Origin of the sequence: Escherichia sp. E4702 (assembly GCF_963883545.1) — a bacterium.
Classification (GTDB): Bacteria; Pseudomonadota; Gammaproteobacteria; order Enterobacterales; family Enterobacteriaceae; genus Escherichia.
Map to the genome: position 1 here is coordinate 1 of NZ_CAWORF010000033.1, position 24,686 is coordinate 24,686.

General features: G+C 49.4%; 24 protein-coding genes and 1 pseudogene. 12 read left to right on the forward strand and 13 right to left on the reverse strand.

Annotated elements, in window-relative coordinates; translation table 11 throughout:
- The 3 genes and pseudogenes from AACU94_RS19595 to AACU94_RS19605 all read left to right on the forward strand — a co-directional run.
- The coding region (locus AACU94_RS19595; RefSeq protein ID WP_205713083.1) for a phage terminase large subunit family protein at window positions 1-1,056 on the forward strand (1,056 nt) is incomplete at its 5' end.
- Window positions 1,056-2,090 carry a phage portal protein gene (locus AACU94_RS19600; RefSeq protein ID WP_135488483.1) on the forward strand — a complete coding sequence of 345 codons (1,035 nt, stop codon included), beginning with the start codon at window positions 1,056-1,058 and terminating at the stop codon, window positions 2,088-2,090. The genes AACU94_RS19595 and AACU94_RS19600, both read left to right, overlap by 1 nt.
- 475 nt (window positions 2,091-2,565) lie before the next feature.
- A pseudogene (locus tag AACU94_RS19605) lies at window positions 2,566-4,775 on the forward strand (AAA family ATPase).
- 227 nt (window positions 4,776-5,002) lie between these two features.
- On the opposite strand, the gene AACU94_RS19610 reads toward AACU94_RS19605, so the two are convergent.
- The 7 genes from AACU94_RS19610 to AACU94_RS19640 form a co-directional block, all read right to left on the reverse strand.
- On the reverse strand, window positions 5,003-7,291 hold the full coding sequence (locus AACU94_RS19610; protein ID WP_135488484.1) for a replication endonuclease: 2,289 nt from the start codon (window positions 7,289-7,291) through the stop codon (window positions 5,003-5,005).
- Complete coding sequence (locus AACU94_RS19615) at window positions 7,281-7,556, reverse strand: DUF5405 family protein (RefSeq protein WP_135488485.1); 276 nt, start codon at window positions 7,554-7,556, stop codon at window positions 7,281-7,283. The genes AACU94_RS19610 and AACU94_RS19615 overlap by 11 nt, the downstream gene beginning before the upstream one ends.
- Complete coding sequence (locus tag AACU94_RS19620) at window positions 7,553-7,777, reverse strand: TraR/DksA C4-type zinc finger protein (RefSeq protein WP_001113264.1); 225 nt, start codon at window positions 7,775-7,777, stop codon at window positions 7,553-7,555. Before AACU94_RS19620 ends, AACU94_RS19615 begins: the two co-directional genes overlap by 4 nt.
- 2 nt (window positions 7,778-7,779) lie before the next feature.
- On the reverse strand, window positions 7,780-8,079 hold the full coding sequence (locus AACU94_RS19625) for a DUF5405 family protein (RefSeq protein WP_001277891.1): 300 nt from the start codon (window positions 8,077-8,079) through the stop codon (window positions 7,780-7,782).
- Window positions 8,079-8,303, reverse strand: coding sequence for a DUF2732 family protein (locus tag AACU94_RS19630; protein ID WP_000557703.1), 225 nt, complete (start codon window positions 8,301-8,303; stop codon window positions 8,079-8,081). Before AACU94_RS19630 ends, AACU94_RS19625 begins: the two co-directional genes overlap by 1 nt.
- A 63-nt stretch (window positions 8,304-8,366) precedes the next feature.
- On the reverse strand, window positions 8,367-8,867 hold the full coding sequence (locus AACU94_RS19635; RefSeq protein ID WP_000217670.1) for a hypothetical protein: 501 nt from the start codon (window positions 8,865-8,867) through the stop codon (window positions 8,367-8,369).
- A 169-nt stretch (window positions 8,868-9,036) separates the two neighbouring features.
- Complete coding sequence (locus tag AACU94_RS19640) at window positions 9,037-9,309, reverse strand: Cox family DNA-binding protein (protein WP_135488486.1); 273 nt, start codon at window positions 9,307-9,309, stop codon at window positions 9,037-9,039.
- Between the two features lie 136 nt (window positions 9,310-9,445).
- Here AACU94_RS19640 and AACU94_RS19645 point away from each other — a divergent pair, with 136 nt between their 5' ends.
- Window positions 9,446-9,739, forward strand: a complete 294-nt coding sequence (locus AACU94_RS19645) for a helix-turn-helix domain-containing protein (protein WP_000777029.1) — start codon at window positions 9,446-9,448, stop codon at window positions 9,737-9,739.
- 69 nt (window positions 9,740-9,808) lie between these two features.
- Window positions 9,809-10,789: a phage integrase gene (locus tag AACU94_RS19650; protein ID WP_000985246.1), complete on the forward strand. Its 981-nt coding sequence runs from the start codon at window positions 9,809-9,811 to the stop codon at window positions 10,787-10,789.
- 186 nt (window positions 10,790-10,975) lie between these two features.
- On the opposite strand, the gene cpxP is transcribed toward AACU94_RS19650, so the two are convergent.
- Window positions 10,976-11,476, reverse strand: a complete 501-nt coding sequence (gene cpxP, locus AACU94_RS19655; RefSeq protein ID WP_130206850.1) for a cell-envelope stress modulator CpxP — start codon at window positions 11,474-11,476, stop codon at window positions 10,976-10,978.
- A 148-nt stretch (window positions 11,477-11,624) separates the two neighbouring features.
- Between cpxP and cpxR the strand changes: the two genes are divergently transcribed.
- Entirely contained in the window at window positions 11,625-12,323 is a 699-nt protein-coding gene (gene cpxR / locus AACU94_RS19660) for an envelope stress response regulator transcription factor CpxR (RefSeq protein WP_135488487.1), read from the forward strand.
- The gene (gene cpxA / locus AACU94_RS19665; protein WP_000580416.1) at window positions 12,320-13,693 is read left to right on the forward strand and encodes an envelope stress sensor histidine kinase CpxA; all 1,374 of its coding nucleotides are present in this window, start codon (window positions 12,320-12,322) and stop codon (window positions 13,691-13,693) included. The genes cpxR and cpxA overlap by 4 nt, the downstream gene beginning before the upstream one ends.
- 213 nt (window positions 13,694-13,906) lie before the next feature.
- Here cpxA and yiiM read toward each other — a convergent pair whose 3' ends face one another.
- Complete coding sequence (gene yiiM, locus AACU94_RS19670) at window positions 13,907-14,581, reverse strand: 6-hydroxyaminopurine reductase (RefSeq protein ID WP_135488488.1); 675 nt, start codon at window positions 14,579-14,581, stop codon at window positions 13,907-13,909.
- A gap of 152 nt (window positions 14,582-14,733) precedes the next feature.
- Between yiiM and AACU94_RS19675 the strand changes: the two genes are divergently transcribed.
- Window positions 14,734-15,624, forward strand: coding sequence for a dihydrodipicolinate synthase family protein (locus AACU94_RS19675; RefSeq protein ID WP_135488489.1), 891 nt, complete (start codon window positions 14,734-14,736; stop codon window positions 15,622-15,624).
- Between the two features lie 55 nt (window positions 15,625-15,679).
- On the opposite strand, the gene kdgT is transcribed toward AACU94_RS19675, so the two are convergent.
- Window positions 15,680-16,663 carry a 2-keto-3-deoxygluconate transporter gene (gene kdgT / locus AACU94_RS19680; RefSeq protein ID WP_130215248.1) on the reverse strand — a complete coding sequence of 328 codons (984 nt, stop codon included), beginning with the start codon at window positions 16,661-16,663 and terminating at the stop codon, window positions 15,680-15,682.
- Between the two features lie 259 nt (window positions 16,664-16,922).
- A complete protein-coding gene (gene sodA / locus AACU94_RS19685) occupies window positions 16,923-17,543 on the reverse strand; it encodes a superoxide dismutase [Mn] (protein WP_130215246.1) in 621 nt (206 codons plus the stop codon).
- Between the two features lie 285 nt (window positions 17,544-17,828).
- Here sodA and rhaT point away from each other — a divergent pair, with 285 nt between their 5' ends.
- Complete coding sequence (gene rhaT / locus AACU94_RS19690; RefSeq protein ID WP_135488490.1) at window positions 17,829-18,863, forward strand: L-rhamnose/proton symporter RhaT; 1,035 nt, start codon at window positions 17,829-17,831, stop codon at window positions 18,861-18,863.
- Here the strand turns inward: rhaT and rhaR are convergent.
- On the reverse strand, window positions 18,860-19,708 hold the full coding sequence (gene rhaR / locus AACU94_RS19695; protein ID WP_130215242.1) for an HTH-type transcriptional activator RhaR: 849 nt from the start codon (window positions 19,706-19,708) through the stop codon (window positions 18,860-18,862). The genes rhaT and rhaR overlap by 4 nt on opposite strands.
- A gap of 72 nt (window positions 19,709-19,780) precedes the next feature.
- A complete protein-coding gene (gene rhaS / locus AACU94_RS19700; RefSeq protein WP_130215240.1) occupies window positions 19,781-20,617 on the reverse strand; it encodes an HTH-type transcriptional activator RhaS in 837 nt (278 codons plus the stop codon).
- A gap of 287 nt (window positions 20,618-20,904) precedes the next feature.
- Between rhaS and rhaB the strand changes: the two genes are divergently transcribed.
- The 3 genes from rhaB to rhaD all read left to right on the forward strand — a co-directional run bounded on the left by rhaB (window position 20,905) and on the right by rhaD (window position 24,629).
- On the forward strand, window positions 20,905-22,374 hold the full coding sequence (rhaB, locus tag AACU94_RS19705) for a rhamnulokinase (RefSeq protein WP_130222390.1): 1,470 nt from the start codon (window positions 20,905-20,907) through the stop codon (window positions 22,372-22,374).
- The gene (rhaA, locus tag AACU94_RS19710) at window positions 22,371-23,630 is read left to right on the forward strand and encodes an L-rhamnose isomerase (RefSeq protein ID WP_130215234.1); all 1,260 of its coding nucleotides are present in this window, start codon (window positions 22,371-22,373) and stop codon (window positions 23,628-23,630) included. The genes rhaB and rhaA overlap by 4 nt, the downstream gene beginning before the upstream one ends.
- A gap of 174 nt (window positions 23,631-23,804) precedes the next feature.
- Window positions 23,805-24,629, forward strand: a complete 825-nt coding sequence (rhaD, locus tag AACU94_RS19715; protein ID WP_130215232.1) for a rhamnulose-1-phosphate aldolase — start codon at window positions 23,805-23,807, stop codon at window positions 24,627-24,629.
- Window positions 24,630-24,686: the final 57 nt, after the last annotated feature.

Sequence of the window (24,686 nt, forward strand, 5' to 3'; positions counted from 1 at the left end):
TCCAACACCGCACAGAGCCATAACGGCGACCTGTACGTCGATGAGATTTTCTGGATCCCGAATTTTCAGGTACTGCGTAAAGTGGCATCAGGTATGGCCTCACAGAGTCACCTGCGCTCGACCTATTTCTCCACCCCGTCCACGCTGGCGCACGACGCCTACCCGTTCTGGTCGGGTGAACTGTTTAACCGGGGACGCGCCAGCGCCGCCGAACGCGTGGAAATCGACGTCAGTCATAACGCCCTTGCCGGTGGGCTTCTCTGTGCGGACGGCCAGTGGCGGCAGATTGTCACCATTGAGGACGCCCTGAAAGGTGGCTGCACACTGTTCGACATTGAGCAGCTCAAACGCGAAAACAGCGCCGACGATTTTAAAAACCTGTTCATGTGTGAATTTGTTGACGACAAGGCGTCGGTGTTCCCGTTCGAGGAGCTGCAACGCTGCATGGTCGACACGCTGGAAGAATGGGAAGACTATGCGCCGTTTGCCGCGAATCCGTTCGGCTCCCGTCCGGTATGGATTGGTTACGACCCGTCACACCGTGGCGACAGTGCCGGATGCGTGGTGCTGGCACCGCCGGTGGTGGCCGGTGGCAAATTCAGAATACTTGAGCGTCACCAGTGGAAAGGCATGGACTTTGCCACCCAGGCGGAATCCATCCGCAAACTCACCGAAAAATATAACGTCGAATACATCGGTATTGATGCCACCGGCCTCGGTGTCGGCGTGTTCCAGCTCGTGCGCTCGTTCTATCCCGCCGCGCGCGATATCCGCTACACGCCGGAAATGAAAACCGCAATGGTGCTCAAGGCAAAAGACGTTATCCGTCGTGGCTGTCTGGAATATGACGTCAGCGCCACCGACATCACCAGCTCGTTCATGGCTATCCGCAAGACCATGACCAGCAGCGGACGCAGCGCCACCTATGAAGCCAGCCGCAGCGAGGAAGCCAGCCACGCCGACCTCGCCTGGGCGACCATGCACGCCCTGTTAAATGAGCCACTCACCGCCGGTATCAGCACTCCGCTGACATCCACCATTCTGGAGTTTTACTGATGAGCAAGAAAAAAGGGAAAACACCGCAACCTGCGACAAAAACAATGACCGCCAGCGCCCCGAAAATGGAGGCATTCACCTTTGGTGAGCCGGTGCCGGTACTCGACCGCCGTGACATTCTGGATTACGTCGAGTGCATCAGTAACGGCAGATGGTATGAGCCACCGGTCAGCTTTACCGGTCTGGCAAAAAGCCTGCGTGCTGCCGTGCATCACAGCTCACCGATTTACGTCAAACGCAATATTCTGGCTTCAACGTTTATCCCGCACCCGTGGCTTTCCCAGCAGGATTTCAGCCGCTTTGTGCTGGATTTTCTGGTGTTCGGTAATGCGTTTCTGGAAAAGCGTTACAGCACCACCGGTAAGGTCATCAGACTGGAAACCTCACCGGCAAAATATACCCGCCGTGGTGTGGAAGAGGATGTTTACTGGTGGGTGCCGTCCTTCAACGAGCCGACAGCCTTCGCGCCCGGCTCCGTGTTTCACCTGCTGGAGCCGGATATTAATCAGGAGCTGTACGGCCTGCCGGAATATCTCAGCGCCCTTAACTCTGCCTGGCTGAATGAGTCGGCCACGTTGTTCCGCCGAAAGTATTACGAAAACGGCGCTCATGCCGGATATATCATGTATATCACCGACGCATTGCAGGATCGCGATTACATTGATTCACTTCGCGAAAACATGGCCAGGTCGAAAGGCCGCAATAACTTTAATAATCTGTTTCTCTATGCCCCACAGGGAAAGCCAGACGGCATCAAAATTATCCCGCTCAGTGAAGTGGCGACAAAGGACGATTTTTTTAATATCAAAAAATCCAGCGCCGCTGACCTGCTGGACGCGCACCGCATCCCCTTTCAGTTGATGGGCGGCAAGCCGGAGAACGTCGGGTCGCTGGGTGATATTGAGAAAGTGGCTAAGGTCTTTGTCCGCAATGAGCTTATCCCGTTACAGGACAGGATTCGCGAGATAAATGGTTGGCTCGGTCAGGAGGTCATCCGCTTTAAAAACTACTCACTGGACACTGACAACGGCTGAACATCGCCGCCTGCGGGCGGCTTTTTTACACCCCGCCATCACGCCCTCACACGCTCACCACAGCACAAAACAGCCCGCAGACACACCAACGCCCCGGCGAACAATCTAAACGCCATCACGACGTGCTCAGACGCTGAAAAAATAAAATCAGCACCACCGCCAGCGCGCAGTGCTTTCCCCGCCTCGCCCGCCCGCTTCGTGAGGCGGTTTTAATGCACTTGCATGAATGGCCTAAAGTACGCCAGTTCTGACACTGCAAAGTTAGAAAATGCCTGACAGGCACATGCAAAATGATGCATCAAATGAATTCATACTGAAATAACCCCCCAACCACATAGCTAAGCATCCACATCTTTACATCTAACTCACTAAATTCTCTTGAATAAATCAAAAAGTTAGGTTAGATCTCTGTCGTTGAGGAAGGCAACCTCGAACACTTAAGGCTAAATATAAAAAGAATAAAAAGAGGGATAAAATGAAATTAAAACTCAAAAACGTAACAAGCTATCATAAAGAATATTTTACTGAGTTAGATTTATCCAAAAAAATAAACATATTGTATGGACAAAATGGTTGTGGAAAATCTACCATATCAAATTATTTTTACAATCCTAAAGACACCGCCTATAAGGAATGTGTATGCGAACCCATCGATAATTATCGAACTCTAGTCTACAACTCAAAATATATAGAAGATAATTTTTATAATGCAAAAGAGCAAAAAGGTATATTTACCCTCAGTCAAAAAAAATGCAGAAATTGAAAAAAATACTATCTGAAAAAGAAGAGCTAAACAAATCACTAGCACATCAGCATAAAGAAAAAAAAGAATTTATCGAAAAACTTCATGAAGCGAAAAACAAAAAAGAGCAAGAGTGCATAAATTCCATATGGAATAAGACCAAAGACATAAGAAGTTCAGAATTAAAACAATTAATGAAAGGTCAAATAGGAAGCAAAGCCACTTTCTATTACCATCTAAAAAAGTATACTCCACAAACTGATATTGATATAAAATCATTAATACAATCTTATAGCAAACTTCTCGAGTTTAAAGGAAAAGAAATACCTCTGATAACTCCTTATAAAGGATATGTTTTATCTGAAGAAACTCAAAAAACATTATCCACACCAATTATTGACTCTAGCAACAGCTATTTATCTGAAGCAATAAAAGAGCTACAAAATATTGATTGGATTAAACAAGGCAAAGAGCAATATTTAAATGGAGAAATTTGTCCATTTTGCCAAAGGGACACAATAGATGATAATTTTATTAAAGCCATTGAATCTATCTTTGATGAAACATACTCAAGAAAAGTAGATCAAATACAACAAATAAAACTATCTTATGATAATGCCATTAAAAATCATCATGAAGAAATAAAGAGTAACATTTTATCATGTGAGGTGATAAACCAAGACGAAAAAGATAAAAGTCTTTCATATGTTAAGGCGTTAGAAACTATTGCAGAAAAAAACATTAAATTATTGGATAATAAAATAGAAAATCCATCTATAAGCATTGTGCTGGAGTTTGAAAAGTCGATAGAGGAAAAACTATTAGAAGATATAGAACAATACAACAATAAAATTAACGAGTTCAATGACAAAGTAAAAAGATTTAATAATAGCGAAATAGATATTCGCGAAAAGATGTGGGCAGCAATCAGAGACTTATGTAGCGCGGAATTTGAAATACTATCAGACTGCGAAAGAAACTTTCAAGAAAAATATGAAAACGCTGCATCCTTCATGCAGGAAATAAAAAGAAAAGAAGAGATCAACACAAATGAAATCAATGAACTAAGAAATAAAACATCAAGTGTAGATGCAACAATAGATGCAATAAACTCACGACTTAAATTTCTTGGCATCTCTGGTTTTAGCATTGATAAACACGCCGAACTCAAAGATAAGTATATAATATCCCGCGATGGAAACAATAGAAAACAAGATGTATATCGGTCATTAAGCGAAGGTGAAAAAACATTAATAACGTTTCTATATTTTTTAGAATGTTGCAAGGGTAAAACAAATGAAAATGATAATGATATGCGTGATAAACTCATAGTTATAGATGATCCTATATCAAGTCTATCTCAAAACTATGTTTTCGACATAGCATCCATGATCCATCATGACATAATTGAAAAAGGCATTTCATCAAAAATAATAATCCTCACCCATAATCTTTATTTCTTCCATGAGTTAATAAAACTCGCCTCTAAAAAAGGAATAAACTTTAAACGGGACTACTTTCTTGGCAGAATAAACAAAAATGAATTTAGCACCATTAGTGCTATAGATAAAAAAAGTGTGCAAAATGAATACCAATCCCTTTGGCAAGTATTAAAAGATGCAAAAGAGAAAAAAATCAACAAAATAATAATCCCAAATATTATGAGAAATATACTTGAGTATTACTTTGCATTTGTTCATAGAACTGACGCATTAGAGGAAAAGCTTACTGAATTAACAAATGATGAAAATAACAGCCATTTCCGTGCCTTTTACAGATATATAAACAGAGGCTCTCACTCCGACGCAATAAATATAACAGACATGGGCGATATTGAACCTGAGAAATACTTAGAACTCTTGCACAAAATATTCAGAATGACTGGTGATGAGAAACATTACTTAACAATGATGGGTGAAGAAGAGGTAAATGTTACCGCTTAGGCCGCATATTACCGATTCGGGTAAGAACGACGGTGCTTACGCACCGTCTCCCAGCGCCCAAAGCGGTAGCGGTTGTACTGTCGTACATTCACTAACCTTAACATGAGATTATCTCCATGCCGGCACCATTGTTGCCAATGGCAGCCTTTATACCCTTTGTATAAAGCTAATACTAAGAGCATTGCTAGGTAGATTTCCCAAGCGGTAACGTGGGTATTCTAAGACAATTACTTAAAAAGATCAAAGCCACTAAAAAACTGCTTCCACTCACCACTTATTGGATATATAAACTTTCGTCCGTCAAACTTTACCGTCGCGCCACGCGCCAGCGCCTCAAGCTCCCATCGCTGCGGCCTGATACCGTTCTGAGCAAGGTCAACGCGGATACGGGTAATTTGCATTCTTTCCGACCGGGTCAGTCTGGCCGATGGTGCAATTTCATGTGGTTTTAACGGGCTTCCGTTTCTTTGCTGACGGTTTGGCGTTCTCAGGTCGTGTTTTAATGCGCCCCTGAGCGCCCTCACGACCTCCGGTTCACTCCATTCAATAACACCGTCATCAACCAGATTAAGCACTGCTGCGGCGTGCTCAGAAGGTGTGGGAGCCGATAACGAAGTATTACCGCCGGTGAGCTTTCCACAGTTATTGACAGGACTCCGAGGCGCGGCGATGCCGCTTTTTAAAGTCAAAGGCTCAACGACCGGAACTTTCGGCACAATGCGCCAGTCCGTCGTTCTGGTGATATGAATATGACGCGCGCCGAGATGCGGCGCGTAAATGCCGACCACTCTCTCGACTTCTTCCTCGTACTCGTTAACGTCATCCGACGTGCTACGGGCAACCCTGACAGTCTGACAATCGCGCGGGACATTTGCCCCGCCCTGCGCGCTGATATACAACGCAAAATCACCACTGTCTGCGGCGGCGCGTGCAGCCTCGACGCGTTCGTCAAACTCATCAGCAATGCTGACGCCGCGAGGCAATTTGCGTAGTTCACGGTAAGCCCCCATTGTCGGCAGACCAACCGTTTTAAATTGCGGAATGCGCCACGTTGACGCCCATGCGGTAACAGCCGCAGCAGTATCTTTCAGCGGCCTGCCGGTATCGTTATCGAGCTGACCATCCAGTGCATAGCCATCGATGTTTTTTGAGATGTATTTCGCGATATATCCCGCAGCACCGCCCCGGTTAAGGTGTTTTGCCTGAAAACGGTTTCGCGCGGCTCCTCTTTCGTCGCCATCCTCTTTGAGCGCATAGCGACGCATGATTTCGATAATCTGGTTACGCTGGCGTGGATTACAAAAAAGCATCATATGCCAGTGCGGCGTTCCGTCGTGGTGTGGCTCGACGACACGCAAACCGTAGACCTGTAAATCATTATCCTTGAATGCCGTGCGCATCAGGCTCCAGATATGGCAGAGATAACGCTGCGCATCCTTTGGATTAAATGCCTCATCGTTCCAGCCGTGATTTAGCTGGACGGTTTTACTTTCGCCTTTTCCGACCTGACGTGTCGGGTGATACTTTGACGGCGTGGTCAGCGTGATAAACATCCCCACATCACCCTCTGCGGCGGCGTAACGCTCAATACCGGCAATGGTGTTCATCAGCTCCATCCGGCGAATTTCAGGATTAGAAATACTGCCCATCACCTTACTGATAAGGTCGATGCGCTCGCCGGTTTCCCTGTTTTCAAGGTCACACGATTTAAGAAATTCCAGATTTGCCTGGCGGCGCGCACGCACATCACGAATGGCGTGTTTACTGGCATAAGGAGAACGGTCTTTATTGACCTCCCCGACAGCTATCAGTAACGCTTCATGCCAGCGCATACGCTGGCCTTTAAGCTGATGAGTCCACCACTCATCGTTAAACAGACGGGCAATTGCAGAATATGCCTGCCTCGTGGTCATCTGTCCTTTACGGTATTTTTTCCAGTAGAGAGGGGAAATATTGAAAGCACGTGCAGCGCCAGCAACATGACCATAGAGGTGAGCCTGCGCCTCATCCGTAAACAGCGATTCTTTTTCGCCATGCGCATCCCCCCAGGCATCGCTGAGTTCCTCATACATCATGAAAAGCTGCGATGAGATACGGGCAGCAAACTTTTTCAGCTCCTTGTCATTCATTCCCGGCAGGCGCGCATAGTGGTCACGCTCTGCCAGAAACAGTAACGACGCGTCGGTGTTCATTTCATGGCGCTGATTCACACGCTCAATGCGCGGCCATAAACGACGCTGAAAAGTGGATGTGAGGAAATAAAACCCGTGCACCGGGCTTTTATTGCGCCGGATGTAGTCATAGCGTGAAGTAAACAGCGAACGCAAAAAGTAAGGCAGGCGGTTAATCGTGGATAAAACACCTTGCACCTGACGCATCTCGTCACGTGTAAGGGGTCTTTCGCGCCCGACGGCCTCGCGTGGCGCGTTCCATGCATAAGCACCGGTAAACGTCTTACCGGTGCCTGCGGCAAATGCTGACGGAGGGACAAAACGCCCGGAGGCTTTAACGGCCATGTGAGCCAAAAGCCTCTGAACAACGCTTGCTGAGTTGCTCAACCTGCGCGTTTAAATCAGCAAAAGATTTTGCGCTTCCGGTCAGAATATCGTGATGCATCATGCCGGAAACGAGCTGGCTTAATTTCGGGTAATAACCAACCACCGCCAGCCATTCCTGACCGGCGTTTTTACCGCTTTCCGCTCTCTTTTTCTCGTGGAGAATAAACTGAAAGCTGTCACTGGTAACGACATAACGTTCGCCAATGTCAATACGAATACTCATGCCGTTCTCCGGTAATGTTTGTTTTTTGCTTCAAAGACTGACTGACAGGAAACACAACGCGTGGCTGACGGATAAGCCGCACGACGGGCAGCAGGTATTGGCGCGTCACACTCTTCGCAAACCAGCGCAGAAGCACCGCAATGTTTTACCCTTGCCGCGTTAATCTGGCGCTCCAGTAATTCAGCCTGTTGTTCCTGAATAAAATCTACGTTGTCCGGCATTATCAACTCCTTTTATCGTTAAGTTTCCTGGATACATCAGCGCAATAACTGGCGAGTTCTGTCGTTAATTTTGTCAGTTCATCCACTGAGGAAATTTGCTTGTGGAATACAGCGCGTTTAACAAGTAAATTGACCACATCAGACAGGAGATTTAATTCATTCTGATAAATCGCGATAACAGATTCAGTTATGTCGCGTTTTTCTTTATCAAGACAAAGTTGAATAAGAGATAAATCACCATTTTCCATAACGGCGATTTTTAAGGCGTTATTCAGTAATACAACTGAATGAGAGCAGGACATCAAAGCACCTCCCCGCGAGACAATCCGATATTGTGAAATTTTTCCGACTCCTGACTGAGCAGCTCGACTATCTCCACGCGGGATAACTCCGCCTTTGTGATGTGGCGAATCATGGCGTCAAGATGAGAAGAAAAGCGCGTCGCAGCGTCGGCCTGTGCTTCGGTTCTGGCCTGTTGCAGCAGTAATGCGTATTTACCGCACTGATTTTCAGAAACTGTATGCATGACTTTCTCCAGGCAAAAAGAAGCCCCGCACGATTAAGTGCGTTAAAAACTCTGGTTAATTATTTAATGCAGATATTGCTCTGGTTTTACCGACGTCAGAATTGTCGGTGCATACTCAAACAGGCTGAATAATTCACGTAATGCACGGAATAAAGCATCACGCCAGTAACATGACTCTTCATTAATTCGCCAGTATGGCTGGTTGAATTCTTTTTCAGTCAATCCGGCATGCATAAATAAAGTACGGCGCTGACTGACAGTTAAAAAGCTAATATATGCATACTCACTTGCACCGACCTGACGGCGTTTTGAGAATGCCCCACGCAATTCATCAATTGCACAAACCAGCCGTTCACGTTCGACGTCGTTCATTTCTTCAAAACGCATCGTTGCGTGACGTTGTTTTAACTGCGCATGAAAGCAAACTGTTAGCCGTTCGCGCTCCATCATCTGATTATAATAATCACATGTATCCTGCCAGCGAGGGACGGCCAGATGCTTACCAATTATCCGGCGCATAGCTGCTGGCTGTTTTTCAACGAGATTGAGCGTCATCACTGTCATTTCCAAACCCTCCGGCTTTTCAGAAAGGTCAGAGCCTTTTTTAAGGGACTCTGTTTTTTGGTACGGATAATGATTCCCTTGCGTCCCTTCCCGTGGGTGATGGTGAAGTCAATCGCCCTGGGGCTTTCGTTACGCAATAACTGAGCAATACAACGCGGCTCATTCATAATCACAACCCCATCCACAAAAGCCATGCATCACGCTGTTCAACCGGTCGGTTATAAAACGCCTCACGTACAGCGCGATTAAACTCAGGAATGAAAACCCATTTTTCACCGGCACGAGCCTTCGGTTTGCAAGGATCACGCAATTCAATAATTGGTAATTTATTTGCCTTCACCATTTCACTGACGGCTGTCTTTGGCTTCCCTAATAAATCAGCAAATTTATCCATATGAACCGCATCAAGCGGATACTGAATCACATAATTTTCAGCGTCCATATATGGTACCCTCATAGGATCCAGCCCTTTCTAAACCACTCAAAACCGTTTAGACGCTGGTTTATTCTCAAATCAATGGAACCTATATAGGTTCCAGTTTTGAGGGAATTTAGTCCCTATATAGGCACCATGTCAAATGAAATTAAGCGAAAAGATTAAGGCCTTGCGTGAGGCGGAAGGGCTAAGCCAATCAAAATTCTGTGAAATCATAGAGTTACCGCTAAGCACACTTAAAAAATATGAAGGAGGAAACTTTGAACCCGGTGGCACAGCTTTGCTAAAAATCACTATGCATCCCACATTCCAAAAATATGCTCTATGGCTTATGACAGATAAAACCGCGCCGGACGCAGGACAAATCGCACCGGCTCTCGCGCACATTGGGCCAGAGTCAACAGAGTCCAACCACTCCGCGAAAAGGATTGGCTAACTCTATATAAAGATTACATTTTCACCATTTGCTACCAAGATGGTGAATACAGCGCCGGAGGGCTTTCTTATGGCAATTAAGAAGCTCGATGATGGTCGCTATGAAGTGGACATTAGACCTCGCGGTCGCGACGGAAAACGCATCCGCAGGAAATTCGAAAGAAAAGCTGAAGCACTAGCATTTGAGCGATACACAATCGCCAATGCCAGTCAGAAAGAATGGGGAGGCCAGCGAGCAGACCGCCGAACTTTGAGTGAGTTGCTGGACATCTGGTGGAAATATCACGGGCAAAACCACGAGCATGGAACAAAAGAGTTTAATCATCTACTCAAAACCATCAGCGGCATAGGTGATATACCAGTGAGCCGGATGAGCAAAAGGGCTTTGATGGATTATCGTTCCATGCGACTACGTGATGGTATCAGTGCCGCAACGATAAACCGTGACATGTACCGATTATCCGGCATGTTCACAAAATTAATTCAATTGGATGAATTTTCCGGGCAACACCCAATTCACGGACTGCCGCCACTGGCGGAGGCCAACCCTGAAATGACGTTCCTGGAAAAAGCAGAAATCGAAAAACTGTTAAATGTTTTGGCTGGTGATGACTTACTTGTCGCGCTTTTATGTCTGAGCACTGGAGGAAGATGGACGGAAGTTGCCACGCTAAAACCAGCACAGATTACAAATTGCAGGGTTACCTTCCTGAAAACCAAAAACGGTAAAAAGCGAACCGTGCCGATTTCTGAGGAACTGGAGAAAAAAGTTAAAGAGGAGGCCAGCGCCAAATTATTCAAAGTTGATTATGAGAAATTTTGCGGGATTTTACGCAGAGTGAAACCTGATATACCACCCAATCAGGCAACCCACATCCTGCGGCATACATTCGCAAGCCATTTCATGATGAATGGGGGCAATATAATCGCACTGCAACAGATTCTGGGACATGCGAGCATTCAGCAGACGATGGCCTATGCGCACCTTGCGCCTGACTACCTGCAAAATGCCGTCGCTCTGAATCCACTAAAAGGCGGAGTGACGTTATAAATTTCCCCTTCTGAGTGTCCACATAGTGTCCACACTCAAGAAATTTTGAAACCACTCCAAACCCTTACAGCTTTCGATAAGTGCCTGTTTTTACTTTTGATTGCATGTAAGTAATTGATAAAAAAAACCCCCACATCATGTGGGGGAAGACAGGGATGGTGTCTATGGCAAGGAAAACAGGGTTTACTACTGGGAACGTGAGTTGCTACTACTCAATAGCTTCAACGATGAACTTTTTTGCCATTGCGTCACGTCGCGCAACTGTTCCATTCGTTGTTGATGTTTCTTGTTTAAAACCGCTTGCTGCTCCGGCGTTAACAGGCGATACATTTGGTTGCGGACTTTTGCCATCTCAACCTGACGAGCTATTTGCTCGTTCGCCATTTTTTCTGCCTGTGCGCGCACAGCGTTTTCATCAAAATTTTCTGCGGTGACAAGGCGATGCATTGTCTCCAGTTCGCTAACATTAACAGGTGGCTGTTCGTGCCGGGCCTGTTGCATAAGATCTCGCATCTGCTGACGCTGATGTTCGGTTAAACTTATGCCGTCGAACATATGGCTCTGCGTACTGCGCTGCGTAAGTTCTTCTCCCGGATGCCAGTTATCGCCTGAACCGACTTCAGCAGCGTGGCTTAATGAACTGACTGCCAGCGTTGAGGCCATGACGGCAGCGGTAACTATGCGCATCATTTGCTCCCAAATCTTTCTGTCGCGATTCAACGATAGAGAGTTTACGATTCAGGCTGCAAACATGCGTCAGGGGGTGTAAAACAACGTAAAGTCATGGATTAGCGACGTCTGATGACGTAATTTCTGCCTCGGAGGTATTTAAACAATGAATAAAATCCTGTTAGTTGATGATGACCGAGAGCTGACATCCCTGTTAAAGGAGCTGCTCGAGATGGAAGGCTTCAACGTGATTGTTGCCCACGACGGGGAACAAGCGCTTGTTCTTCTGGACGACAGCATTGATTTACTTTTGCTTGATGTGATGATGCCGAAGAAAAATGGTATCGATACGCTGAAAGCACTTCGCCAGACACACCAGACGCCAGTCATTATGTTGACGGCTCGCGGCAGTGAACTTGATCGCGTCCTCGGCCTTGAGCTGGGTGCAGATGACTATCTCCCGAAACCGTTTAACGATCGTGAACTGGTTGCACGTATTCGCGCGATCCTGCGCCGTTCGCACTGGAGCGAGCAACAGCAGAACAGCGATAATGGTTCGCCGACGCTGGAAGTTGACGCCTTAGTGCTGAATCCAGGCCGTCAGGAAGCCAGCTTCGACGGGCAAACACTGGAGTTAACCGGTACTGAATTTACCCTGCTCTACCTACTGGCGCAGCATCTGGGTCAGGTGGTTTCTCGCGAGCATTTAAGCCAGGAAGTACTGGGCAAACGCCTGACGCCTTTCGACCGTGCTATCGATATGCATATTTCCAACCTGCGTCGTAAGCTGCCGGATCGTAAAGACGGTCATCCGTGGTTTAAAACATTGCGTGGTCGCGGCTATCTGATGGTTTCCGCTTCATGATAGGCAGCTTAACCGCGCGCATCTTCGCCATCTTCTGGCTGACGCTGGCGCTGGTGTTGATGCTGGTTTTGATGTTACCCAAGCTCGATTCACGCCAGATGACCGAACTTCTGGATAGCGAACAGCGTCAGGGGCTGATGATTGAGCAGCATGTCGAAGCGGAACTGGCGAACGATCCACCCAACGATTTAATGTGGTGGCGTCGCCTTTTCCGGGCCATTGATAAGTGGGCACCACCAGGCCAGCGTTTATTACTGGTGACCACTGAAGGCCGCGTGATCGGCGCTGAACGCAGCGAAATGCAGATCATTCGCAACTTTATTGGTCAGGCCGATAACGCCGATCATCCGCAGAAGAAAAAGTATGGCCGCGTGGAACTGGTCGGTCCGTTCTCCGTGCGTGATGGCGAAGATAATTACCAGCTTTATCTGATTCGTCCGGCCAGCAGTTCTCAATCCGATTTCATAAACTTACTGTTTGACCGCCCGCTATTGCTGCTGATTGTCACTATGTTGGTCAGTACACCACTGCTGTTATGGTTGGCCTGGAGTCTGGCAAAACCGGCACGTAAGCTGAAAAACGCTGCCGATGAAGTTGCCCAGGGGAACTTACGCCAGCATCCGGAACTGGAAGCGGGGCCACAAGAATTTCTTGCCGCAGGTGCCAGTTTTAACCAGATGGTGACCGCACTGGAGCGCATGATGACCTCCCAGCAGCGCCTGCTTTCTGATATCTCTCACGAGCTGCGCACGCCGCTGACGCGTCTGCAACTGGGTACGGCGTTACTGCGTCGTCGTAGTGGTGAAAGCAAGGAACTGGAGCGTATTGAAACCGAAGCCCAGCGTCTGGACAGCATGATCAACGACCTGTTGGTGATGTCACGTAATCAGCAGAAAAACGCGCTGGTGAGCGAAACCATCAAAGCCAACCAGTTGTGGAGTGAAGTGCTGGATAACGCGGCGTTCGAAGCGGAACAGATGGGCAAGTCGTTTACGGTTAACTTCCCGCCAGGGCCGTGGCCGCTGTACGGCAACCCGAACGCCCTGGAAAGTGCGCTGGAAAACATTGTTCGTAATGCTCTGCGTTATTCCCATACGAAGATTGAAGTGGGCTTTGCGGTAGATAAAGACGGTATCACCATTACGGTGGACGACGATGGTCCTGGCGTTAGCCCGGAAGATCGCGAACAGATTTTCCGCCCGTTCTATCGTACAGATGAAGCGCGCGATCGTGAATCTGGCGGTACAGGTTTGGGGCTGGCGATTGTCGAAACCGCCATCCAGCAGCATCGTGGTTGGGTAAAAGCGGAAGACAGCCCGCTTGGCGGTTTACGTCTGGTGATTTGGCTGCCGCTGTATAAGCGGAGTTAAACTCCGCTTTGTAGGCCGGATAAGGCGTTTACGCCGCATCCGGCGTTTGAGCATGATGCCTGATGCGACGCTGGTCGCGTCTTATCAGGCCTACTCTTTACTGCGCAAAGGGCAACATTTGTGGCCGGATAAAGCGCTTACGCCGCACCCGGCATTTGAGCAGAATGCCTGATGCGACGCTAGTCACGTCTTATCAGGCCTACTCTCCGGGGGTTATTTCCCCCACAACCGCCGTGAATTATCTTCAATCTTGCCGCTAAGTCGGCGTTTCTGCATCGTCCGCGTCCAGCTTTTCGATAGCCCGGCTGCGGAAAGCAAACGGTGATACTGCTCATCATCAAACGGCATATGCCATGCGATGGCGGCAGCCTCTTGCACGGTCACATCGCTAACGCGGGAAACCAACTCCAGCGGAGCATCAGCAGATACCTGCCCCGGCGCAATCACGCTATACAGCCAGCCGACTTTACCCGTGTTTTGCATCAACTGAGCTATATCACTGATATCAAAATGGTAATTGAGTTTGTAGCACGGAGAGCGCGGCTGGGTGACCTGAATCAACGCCTCTCCCCAGCGGAAAATATCGCCAATATAAACATTGCTTTCCGTCAGACCGTCGGTTGAGAGGTTTTCACCAAACGCAGGTGCAACAAACAACTCTGCCTGTTCCGGAAATTCCCGCGCCCAGTAGAGATAATGCTCGCGAGGATAATGACACAGCGCCCTGTCCGGCCCACCGTGAATCTTTTTCTCTGCCTGTTCGTCGCCTTCCAGCCCCAGTTCTGTCAGCATCAACTCACCATCGACCTGCATTTTCGCAATTGCACTTGGACGGCTTTCCGGATAATCCTGAATTTTGCCTACGTATACATCAACCGGATATCGCATCTGTTCCCTCTCCACCGAGAAATTTCCCCATTAGACCATATTTATTTTATGTCAGGCGCGCAAAATGAGAGCACGGTTCACATGACAAAACTGTAGACATGTTATCAATGAGATGTTTTTGAAACACCATTTCATTATGAGGAGTTTACCGCGTGGCTGATAAATTACAGTTTTCTGGCGTCTGGTGTCCTTCCATCACGCCGATGGATAAAGACGGGAATGTAGACCTTAACGGACTGAAGCAGCATCTGCAGCGACTCACTAACGCTAACATCGATGTGATATTGCTAATGGGAAGTATTGGTGAGTTTGCCTCCTTCACCCTGGAAGAGAGGCTCATGCTTATTCGTGAAGCACGAGCCATGAGCACGCTAAAAATGGTGGCCAACGTCTCGTCCACATGCACACATGATGTACTGGCTATGGCGCAAGAAGCGTATCGCGTTGGGTACGATGCGGTGATGATCCTCCCGCCTTATTACTACGGCCAGACGGCGAAGCAATTATTAAGCTATTTCCGCCATCTGGGTCGCGAATTACAGGGCAAATGGTTCGCATATAACTTCCCGGCGCGAACCGGTTGTGATTTAACCCCTGACCTGGTCGCCACACTGGCGAGTGAGTTTCCTGAGTTTGCCGGAATTAAAGATACTGTCGATTGCCAGTCACACACCCGCAGCATGATTCAGGCAACTCAGGCTGTGCGTCCTGATTTTGCGGTGCTTTCGGGGTATGACGAGTATTACATTCCTAATTTGCTGGCTGGCGGCGCGGGGATAATCTCTGGCTTAAATAACGTTATGCCAGAGCTGTTTGTCGGAGCCCGCGAAGCCTTCAAACGCGGCGACCTGGCAGCTTTACAAGATATTCAGCAACAGATCGGCACCTATATGTCCATCTACGCCATCGGTGAAGATTTTGTCACCACCATCAAGACGGTGGTATCACGTAAGTTTGGTTACTGCACAGGTGTGTCGCGCAATGCCGGTGGGGAGTTAACAGAAAGCGAATGTCGGACGATTGATGAGGTATTTGTTATTTAAGGTAAAACGCCGGATGAACGTCAATTCATCCGGCGATGATATGGAATAAGAGAGATTATTTCACCGTACCCAGAATTTCGATCTTCGCCGCTCTGGCTTTGGCTTTACGTGACCAGACAGAGGTAAGAATTGGCACCAGAATCGAAGTCACAATTACCGCCGTCGCCACCAACGAAGTTGCCGCAGGCGCCATCGGTTTAAAGGCCGGGATCATTTCCGCAATCAGTACCGGCGTTGCCACTGCGGCCCCGGCAGAACTGGAGGCGGCAATTCCGGCAGTGCCATCGCCACCGCCAATCAATTTATCGGCAATAATCAACGGAATACCGGTCACGATAATCACCGCCACACCCAACAGGATCCCCAACAAACCTGTCTGGGCAATCACGGTTAAATCAATGGTATTGCCCAGCGCGAAGGCAAAGAACGGAATCAGCGTCTGCACCGCTTTGCTAAAAAACTCGCGCAATTCAGGATCAAGGTTCCCCAGCGCGAAGCCCACCAGGAACGGCAATACTGCGCCAACGAAAACATGCGGTTCAAACGAAGCAATCCCGGCGGTTCCCAGAATAATCATCGTCATTAGCGGACCAGATTCCAGCGACATCAACACAAATGCCCCGGCCTCTTCTTTGGTGCCGTACTGTTGCATGATAGAGGCATACAGACCGCCGTTGGTCATGTCCATTGCCGCCACCAGCGCCAGCGTTGAAAGCCCGGCAAAAAATCCAACTTCGACACCGTGCTCAGGAATAATGCGCGAAGCAATGGCTGCAACCACCCACGCAACGGCAATTTTGGTTACCACCAGCGTACCGGATTTACGCAACACTGTTCCCGTCGCGCTTAATTTGATAGACGCCCCCATGCAGAAAAACCACACCGCCAGAATAGGCACCGTGCCAGTAATCATCCCGTTGGTGAATGATCCAAAATATTTACCCGCCCCCGGCGAGAAGGTATGACACAGTGCACCAAGGAACAGCGGGATGAGCATCATCCCCCCCGGGATTTTCTCTATCGTGCGTTTTATCTGCATTTCCATCACCTGTTGGCATATTTTTATAGGCTGATGCGAAGTTCCTTAACGGAGCATCAGTGTTGATGGAAACGAAGATAGACATTCATCATGGCAATAAAAGTGATCAACACCACACCAATTGAAACATCGTTTTAATTTTATAGGATCATTGTTTTTCTTTTGAAATTGATCACAAAAAAACCACCGTTATGCACGATGGTTTGTTTTTTATGCTGACACGAGGCGTCAACGCCTCATTACAGCAGACAAGATGCGATTATTTTTTCGCCGCGAAACGTGCCGCAGCTTCATCCCAGTTCACCACGTTCCAGAACTCTTTGATGTAGTCCGGACGACGGTTCTGGAATTTCAGGTAGTAAGCGTGTTCCCACACATCCAGGCCCACAATCGGGAAGCCGGAAGCGCCAGAAATGGCTTCGCCCATCAGCGGGGAGTCCTGGTTAGCAGTAGAAACCACCGCCAGTTTATCGCCTTTCAGCACCAGCCATGCCCAGCCGGAACCAAAGCGGGAAGCTGCCGCTTTTTCAAATTCTGCTTTGAAGTTTTCAACGGAACCGAAATCACGTTCGATAGCCGCTTTCAGATCGCCCTGCAGGGTGGTGCCTTTTTTCAGACCTTTCCAGAACAGACTGTGGTTAGCGTGACCGCCAGCGTTGTTGCGCAGAACGGTTTTTTTGTCTGCTGGCAGCTGGTCCAGTTTGGTGATCAGCTCTTCAACCGGCAGGTTAGCGAATTCTGGCAGGCTTTCCAGCGCCGCGTTGGCGTTGTTGACGTAGGTCTGATGGTGTTTGGTGTGGTGGATTTCCATGGTCTGCTTATCGAAGTGCGGTTCCAGGGCATCGTAAGCATACGGCAGGGATGGCAGGGTATAGCTCATATTCATCTCCAGTATTGTCGGGCGGCCGATTGTTAATGCCGCGTAAGCAGTTGGTTCATTATAGTTAATTAAATGATATTGAAAATGATTATCAATGCCGTACTTTTCATAGGGGAATGGTTTTGCAGGGAAATGTCCGAGATGTGAACCAAATCACCCACTTAATGCCGTGATTGCCAGTAAATCGGCAACGGCGGCAACAGGCGAAAGGTTAATCGACAGCACGATTTTTACACTCATCTCGTCGGAGATGTGACGCGACGAAAAAATGATGAGGATAAGAAGATGAGTAACGCGATTACGATGGGGATATTTTGGCATTTGATCGGCGCGGCCAGTGCAGCCTGTTTTTACGCTCCGTTCAAAAAAGTAAAAAAGTGGTCATGGGAAACCATGTGGTCAGTCGGTGGGATTGTTTCGTGGATTATTCTGCCGTGGGCCATCAGCGCCATGCTACTACCTGATTTCTTGGCATATTACAGCTCGTTCAGCCTCTCTACCCTGCTGCCTGTTTTTCTGTTCGGCGCTATGTGGGGGATTGGTAATATCAACTACGGCCTGACCATGCGTTATCTCGGCATGTCGATGGGGATTGGTATCGCCATTGGCATTACGTTGATCGTCGGTACGCTGATGACGCCAATTATCAACGGCAATTTCGATGTGCTGATTAACACCGACGGTGGGCGAATGACGTTACTCGGCGTACTGGTGGCGCTGATTGGCGTGGGAATTGTGACTCGCGCCGGGCAGTTGAAAGAGCGCAAAATGGGCATTAAAGCCGAAGAGTTCAACCTGAAAAAAGGGTTGGTGCTGGCAGTAATGTGCGGCATTTTCTCTGCCGGGATGTCTTTTGCGATGAACGCCGCAAAACCGATGCATGAAGCGACTGCCGCGCTGGGCGTTGATCCGCTGTATGTCGCACTGCCAAGCTATGTTGTCATCATGGGTGGCGGTGCGATCATCAACCTCGGTTTCTGTTTTATTCGTCTGGCAAAAGTGAAAAGTTTGTCGCTAAAAGCCGACTTCTCGCTGGCGAAACCGCTGATCATCCACAACGTATTGCTCTCGGCGTTGGGCGGTTTGATGTGGTATCTGCAATTCTTTTTCTATGCCTGGGGACACGCCCGCATTCCGGCGCAGTATGACTACATCAGTTGGATGCTGCATATGAGTTTCTATGTATTGTGCGGCGGTATTGTCGGGCTGGTGCTGAAAGAGTGGAACAATGCGGGACGCCGTCCGGTTACCGTGTTGAGCCTCGGTTGTGTGGTGATTATTATTGCCGCCAACATCGTCGGTATGGGCATGGCGAGTTAATCTTTCCGGGAATTGCGATGACGCCACTGGCTGGGCGTCATCCCGGTTTCACGGGTAAACACCACCGAAAAATAGTTGCTATCTTCAAAGCCACACTCTGTCGAAATATCACTGATTAACAGGCGGCTATGCTGGAGAAGATATTGCGCATGGCACACTCTGACCTGCCGCAGATATTGATTGATGGTCATCCCGGTCTGCTGGCGAAATTGCTGGCGCAAGACGCGTTCACTACACGCCGCCTCATCACAGAATTTATCCAGCGCAAAAGGACTTTTCAGGCTGGCCGCCAGCCGGGTAATCAGCTTATCCAGCAACGTTTCGCTGGATGTTGGCGGTAACGAATCACTGGTGTAACGATGGCGCTTCAAAAGCATCACCAACTGCCCGAACAGTAACTCCGCCATTTCGTTGGCAAACGGCGCGGGCTGACTGCTCTCGTGCTCAAGCTGCCCGATAACCTGCCGCACCTGCGCCATGCCCGCACTACCTAAACGCCAGTGTGGTTGTCCTGCGCTGGCGTTAAACCCTGGAATCGCCCCCTGCCAGTCGAGATTAAGCGTCAGCCGCTCCGGGCAATAAATAATGTTCTGCAAAACCAGATCGTTAACGGAAGCGTAGGAGTGTTTATCGTCTGCGTGGATATAAAAGAGATCGCCGCGGGTAATACGATGAGGACGATCGTTGAGCACGTGCAAACCGTTACCGCGCCAGACGATCACCAGTTCACAAAAATCATGTGTATGCTCGGCAAAGACATCCTGCGGATAACGATCAGCAACAGCGACCGCCTGCTGTTCGCTGGCAAAAAAATCTTTTTTACGAAGGACAAACTGATGAACCACCGTGCCACCTCAGCCAGAAGACGCGTTTGATTATTCATAAACTGGCGTGGAAATATGTTGAGAAGATTCGCGTTATTGCAGAAAACCATCCCGCCGCTGGCGAATATCGCGTGGTGACCAGTTAAACTCGCGGCGAAACAGCGTCGAAAAGTGGTTACTGTCGCTGAATCCGCAGCGATATGCGATTTCGGTCACGCTTTCCTCGCTATGACGTAAAAGATGACGCGCCTTCACCAACCGTAAACGGTTAAGGTAACGCTGGGGCGTCAAACCGGTTTGCTGTTTTAGCTGACGATGCAACGTGCGTAGTGACAGAGAAAATTGATCCGCCATCATTTCCCAATTCACCTCGTCGGCAAAATGCTCTTCCAGCCAGGCCAACAACAAGTTCAGGCGCGATTCGCGACTTTCCATGCTCTCCTGCAAACTGTTTTTACGCAGCAAGAGCAGTAATTGCATAAACAAAATCTCACCGCTGGCTTTCGAGGGTAAATCATTCGTTCTGTCCTGCTGTTCCAGTTGCGAAACCAGCTGCCGTACCTGCTGCAATATGCTGTGGCTCACGCGCCAATGGGACGGATATTGCCCGTCTTGCTCTTGCGGTAGAAGCTGATGCAGCCCGGCGAGAAACTGAAATCTATCCGGGGAGCGATACAGCACATTGGTCAAATACAGATTGTCCGTATGTTCATATAAATGCCGATCATGATCGCGCACGAAACAGATTGTTCCACCGGAGATGGTATAAGGCTGCCCATTGAAAATGTGGATACCCGTGCCATGTTCGACAATCACAATCTCATGGAAATCATGGTGATGTTCAGGAAAATCCACCTGTGGAAGCCGGGGTTCTATTGCCACAGACACGTTACCAGACGGAAAAAAATCCACGCAATGTAATACGTCCATATAAGCCTCCTGATGCCGTCAACATGGCGGAATAGTAATCAAGCGGTTTGGTTCTTACCTTAAACTTTCGACAGCAAAACACGTAAAAAATGTCGATTTTTCAAGATAAAGCGTGATTTTTCAGAAAATGCGGCAAACATCACACCACCACAATTCTGAAAATTGTGAACGCCATCACGTTCATCTTTCCCTGGTTGCCAGTGGTGTATTTTCCTGTCAGTAACGAGAAGGTAGCGAAGTCGGGCGCTTCTTAGACTGGGCGTAATGAAACTTAGAAGGATCTCATTATGACCTTTCGCTACTGCGTTGCCGTTGATCTTGGCGCATCCAGTGGGCGCGTAATGCTGGCGCGTTACCACCGTGAATGTCGCAGCCTGACGCTGCGTGAAATCCATCGTTTTACCAATGGGCTGTATTACCAGAGCGGCTATGCCACCTGGGATGTCGATAGTCTGGAAAACGCCATTCGCCTTGGGTTAAACAAGGTGTGTGAAGAAGGGATTCATATCGATAGCATCGGTATTGATACCTGGGGCGTGGACTATGTGCTGCTGGATCAACACGGTCAGCGCGTCGGTTTACCGATTGCCTATCGTGATAGCCGTACTAACGGACTGATGACATTGGCACAGCAGCAACTCGGCAAACGCGATATTTATCAGCGTAGCGGCATCCAGTTTTTGCCCTTCAATACGATCTATCAGCTGCGTGCGCTGACGGAGCAACAACCTGAACTTATCCCGCACATTGCTCACGCTCTGCTGATGCCGGATTACTTTAGTTATCGTCTGACCGGCAAGATGAACTGGGAGTACACCAACGCCACGACCACGCAACTGGTCAATATCAATAGCGATGACTGGGATGAGTCCCTGCTGGCGTGGAGCGGCGCCAACAAAGCCTGGTTTGGTCGTCCGACGCATCCGGGTAATGTCATTGGTCACTGGATTTGCCCACAGGGTAATGAAATTCCGGTGGTCGCCGTTGCCAGCCATGATACCGCCAGCGCGGTTATCGCCTCGCCGTTAAACGGTTCCCGCGCCGCTTATCTCTCCTCCGGCACCTGGTCATTGATGGGCTTCGAAAACCAGACGCCATTCACCAATGATGCGGCGCTGGCAGCCAACATCACCAATGAAGGTGGTGCGGAAGGCCGCTATCGGGTGCTGAAAAATATCATGGGTTTATGGCTTCTTCAGCGGGTGCTTCAGGAGCGGAAAATCAACGATCTCCCGACGCTTATCGCCGCGACACAGGCACTTCCGGCCTGTCGCTTCATCATCAATCCCAATGACGATCGCTTTATTAATCCTGAGGCGATGTGCAGCGAAATTCAGGCTGCGTGTCAGGAAACGGCGCAACCGATCCCAGAAAGTGATGCTGAACTGGCGCGCTGTATTTTCGACAGTCTGGCGCTGCTGTATGCCGATGTACTGCACGAACTGGCGCAGCTACGCGGTGAAGATTTCTCGCAACTGCATATTGTCGGCGGCGGCAGCCAGAACGCGCTGCTCAACCAGTTATGCGCCGATGCCTGCGGTATTCGAGTGATTGCCGGGCCAATTGAAGCCTCGACGCTCGGCAATATCGGCATCCAGTTAATGACGCTGGATGAACTCAACAATGTGGATGATTTCCGTCAGGTAGTAAGCGCCACCGCGAATCTGACCACCTTTACCCCTAATCCTGACAGTGAAATTGCCCACTATGTGGCGCGGATTCACTCAACACGACAGACAAAGGAGCTTTGCGCATGACCACTCAACTGGAACAGGCCTGGGAACTGGCGAAACAGCGTTTCGCGGCGGTAGGGATTGATGTCGAGGAGGCGCTGCGCCAACTTGATCGCTTACCCGTTTCAATGCACTGCTGGCAGGGCGATGATGTTTCCGGTTTCGAAAACCCGGAAGGTTCACTGACCGGCGGGATTCAGGCCACAGGTAATTATCCGGGGAAAGCGCGTAATGCCAGCGAGCTGCGTGCCGATCTGGAACAAGCTATGCGACTGATTCCTGGCCCAAAACGGCTTAATTTACATGCCATCTATCTGGAATCAGACACGCCAGTCTCGCGCGACCAAATCAAACCAGAGCACTTCAAAAACTGGGTGCAATGGGCGAAAGCCAATCACCTCGGTCTGGATTTTAACCCCTCCTGTTTTTCGCATCCGCTAAGTGCCGATGGCTTTACGCTCTCGCATCCCGACGACCGCATTCGCCAGTTCTGGATTGACCACTGCAAAGCCAGCCGTCGCGTTTCGGCCTATTTTGGCGAGCAACTTGGCACGCCATCGGTGATGAACATCTGGATACCGGATGGCATGAAAGATATCACCGTTGACCGTCTCGCCCCGCGCCAACGTTTGCTGGCAGCACTGGATGAAGTGATCAGCGAAAAGCTGAACCCTGCGCACCATATCGACGCCGTAGAGAGCAAATTGTTTGGTATTGGCGCGGAGAGCTACACGGTTGGCTCCAATGAGTTTTACATGGGATATGCCACCAGTCGCCAGACTGCGCTGTGCCTGGATGCCGGACACTTCCACCCGACAGAAGTCATTTCCGACAAGATTTCCGCCGCCATGCTGTATGTGCCGCAGTTGCTGCTGCACGTCAGCCGTCCGGTGCGCTGGGACAGCGATCACGTGGTACTGCTGGATGATGAAACCCAGGCGATCGCCAGTGAGATTGTTCGTCATGACCTGTTTGACCGCGTGCATATCGGCCTCGACTTCTTTGATGCCTCCATCAACCGCATTGCCGCGTGGGTCATTGGCACGCGCAATATGAAAAAAGCCCTGCTGCGTGCGTTATTAGAACCGACAGCCGAACTGCGCAAGCTGGAAGCGGCGGGTGATTACACCGCACGACTGGCGTTGCTGGAAGAGCAGAAATCGTTGCCGTGGCAGGCGGTGTGGGAAATGTACTGTCAGCGTCACGATACGCCAGCGGGTAGCGAATGGCTGGAAAGCGTGCGTGATTATGAGAACGCAATTTTAAGCCAGCGCGGGTAAACACTGCCGGATGCGGCACAAGTGCCTTATCCGGCTTACGGGTCAGCAACAGTTGTAGGTCTGATAAGACGCGACAGCGTCGCATCAGGCATTGATTGCCAGATGCGGCACGAGTGCCTTATCCGGCTTACAGGTCGTGCATCCGACAACACCGAATTTACAGGAACACAGAACATGCAAAACATTACCCAGTCCTGGTTTGTCCAGGGAATGATCAAAGCCACCACCGACGCCTGGCTGAAAGGCTGGGACGAGCGCAACGGCGGCAACCTGACGCTGCGCCTGGATGACGCCGATATCGCGCCTTATCATGACAACTTCCATCCACAACCGCGCTATATTCCATTAAGCCAACCAATGCCTTTACTGGCAAATACGCCGTTTATCGTCACCGGCTCCGGCAAATTCTTTCGTAACGTCCAGCTCGATCCAGCCGCCAATTTAGGCGTCGTAAAAATCGACAGCGACGGTGCGGGCTACCATATTCTCTGGGGGCTAACCCACGAAGCCGTCCCAACTTCTGAACTTCCGGCACACTTTCTCTCCCATTGCGAACGCATTAAAGCCACCAACGGTAAAGATCGGGTGATCATGCACTGCCATGCCACCAACCTGATCGCCCTCACCTATGTACTGGAAAACGACACGGCGGTCTTCACTCGCCAACTGTGGGAAGGCAGCACCGAGTGCCTGGTGGTATTCCCGGATGGCGTTGGCATTTTGCCGTGGATGGTGCCCGGCACGGACGAAATTGGCCAGGCGACCGCGCAGGAAATGCAAAAACATTCACTGGTTTTGTGGCCATTCCACGGCGTCTTCGGCTGCGGTCCGACGCTGGACGAAGCGTTTGGCCTGATCGATACCGCAGAAAAATCGGCGGAAGTATTGGTGAAAGTGTATTCGATGGGCGGCATGAAACAGACCATCAGCCGTGAAGAGTTGATAGCCCTCGGCAAGCGTTTCGGCGTCACTCCGTTGGCAAGCGCACTGGCGCTTTAACACCCCGTTTCGCATCTGGCGGCGCGGGTTATGCCGCCGAACAGAAGGATTTGCTCT

Excerpts from the sequence above, each read along its gene's own strand:
- AACU94_RS19610 (WP_135488484.1), bottom strand. The coding sequence starts at position 7,291 with ATGGCCGTTAAAGCCTCCGGGCGTTTTGTCCCTCCGTCAGCATTTGCC.
- AACU94_RS19650 (WP_000985246.1), top strand. The coding sequence starts at position 9,809 with ATGGCAATTAAGAAGCTCGATGATGGTCGCTATGAAGTGGACATTAGA.
- AACU94_RS19615 (WP_135488485.1), bottom strand. The coding sequence starts at position 7,556 with ATGAGTATTCGTATTGACATTGGCGAACGTTATGTCGTTACCAGTGAC.
- AACU94_RS19635 (WP_000217670.1), bottom strand. The coding sequence starts at position 8,867 with ATGACAGTGATGACGCTCAATCTCGTTGAAAAACAGCCAGCAGCTATG.
- yiiM (WP_135488488.1), bottom strand. The coding sequence starts at position 14,581 with ATGCGATATCCGGTTGATGTATACGTAGGCAAAATTCAGGATTATCCG.
- AACU94_RS19625 (WP_001277891.1), bottom strand. The coding sequence starts at position 8,079 with ATGTCCTGCTCTCATTCAGTTGTATTACTGAATAACGCCTTAAAAATC.
- AACU94_RS19640 (WP_135488486.1), bottom strand. The coding sequence starts at position 9,309 with ATGGACGCTGAAAATTATGTGATTCAGTATCCGCTTGATGCGGTTCAT.
- cpxA (WP_000580416.1), top strand. The coding sequence starts at position 12,320 with ATGATAGGCAGCTTAACCGCGCGCATCTTCGCCATCTTCTGGCTGACG.
- sodA (WP_130215246.1), bottom strand. The coding sequence starts at position 17,543 with ATGAGCTATACCCTGCCATCCCTGCCGTATGCTTACGATGCCCTGGAA.
- rhaA (WP_130215234.1), top strand. The coding sequence starts at position 22,371 with ATGACCACTCAACTGGAACAGGCCTGGGAACTGGCGAAACAGCGTTTC.
- rhaT (WP_135488490.1), top strand. The coding sequence starts at position 17,829 with ATGAGTAACGCGATTACGATGGGGATATTTTGGCATTTGATCGGCGCG.
- kdgT (WP_130215248.1), bottom strand. The coding sequence starts at position 16,663 with ATGCAGATAAAACGCACGATAGAGAAAATCCCGGGGGGGATGATGCTC.
- rhaB (WP_130222390.1), top strand. The coding sequence starts at position 20,905 with ATGACCTTTCGCTACTGCGTTGCCGTTGATCTTGGCGCATCCAGTGGG.
- cpxR (WP_135488487.1), top strand. The coding sequence starts at position 11,625 with ATGAATAAAATCCTGTTAGTTGATGATGACCGAGAGCTGACATCCCTG.
- AACU94_RS19630 (WP_000557703.1), bottom strand. The coding sequence starts at position 8,303 with ATGCATACAGTTTCTGAAAATCAGTGCGGTAAATACGCATTACTGCTG.
- rhaS (WP_130215240.1), bottom strand. The coding sequence starts at position 20,617 with ATGGACGTATTACATTGCGTGGATTTTTTTCCGTCTGGTAACGTGTCT.
- AACU94_RS19645 (WP_000777029.1), top strand. The coding sequence starts at position 9,446 with ATGAAATTAAGCGAAAAGATTAAGGCCTTGCGTGAGGCGGAAGGGCTA.
- rhaD (WP_130215232.1), top strand. The coding sequence starts at position 23,805 with ATGCAAAACATTACCCAGTCCTGGTTTGTCCAGGGAATGATCAAAGCC.
- AACU94_RS19620 (WP_001113264.1), bottom strand. The coding sequence starts at position 7,777 with ATGCCGGACAACGTAGATTTTATTCAGGAACAACAGGCTGAATTACTG.
- cpxP (WP_130206850.1), bottom strand. The coding sequence starts at position 11,476 with ATGCGCATAGTTACCGCTGCCGTCATGGCCTCAACGCTGGCAGTCAGT.
- AACU94_RS19600 (WP_135488483.1), top strand. The coding sequence starts at position 1,056 with ATGAGCAAGAAAAAAGGGAAAACACCGCAACCTGCGACAAAAACAATG.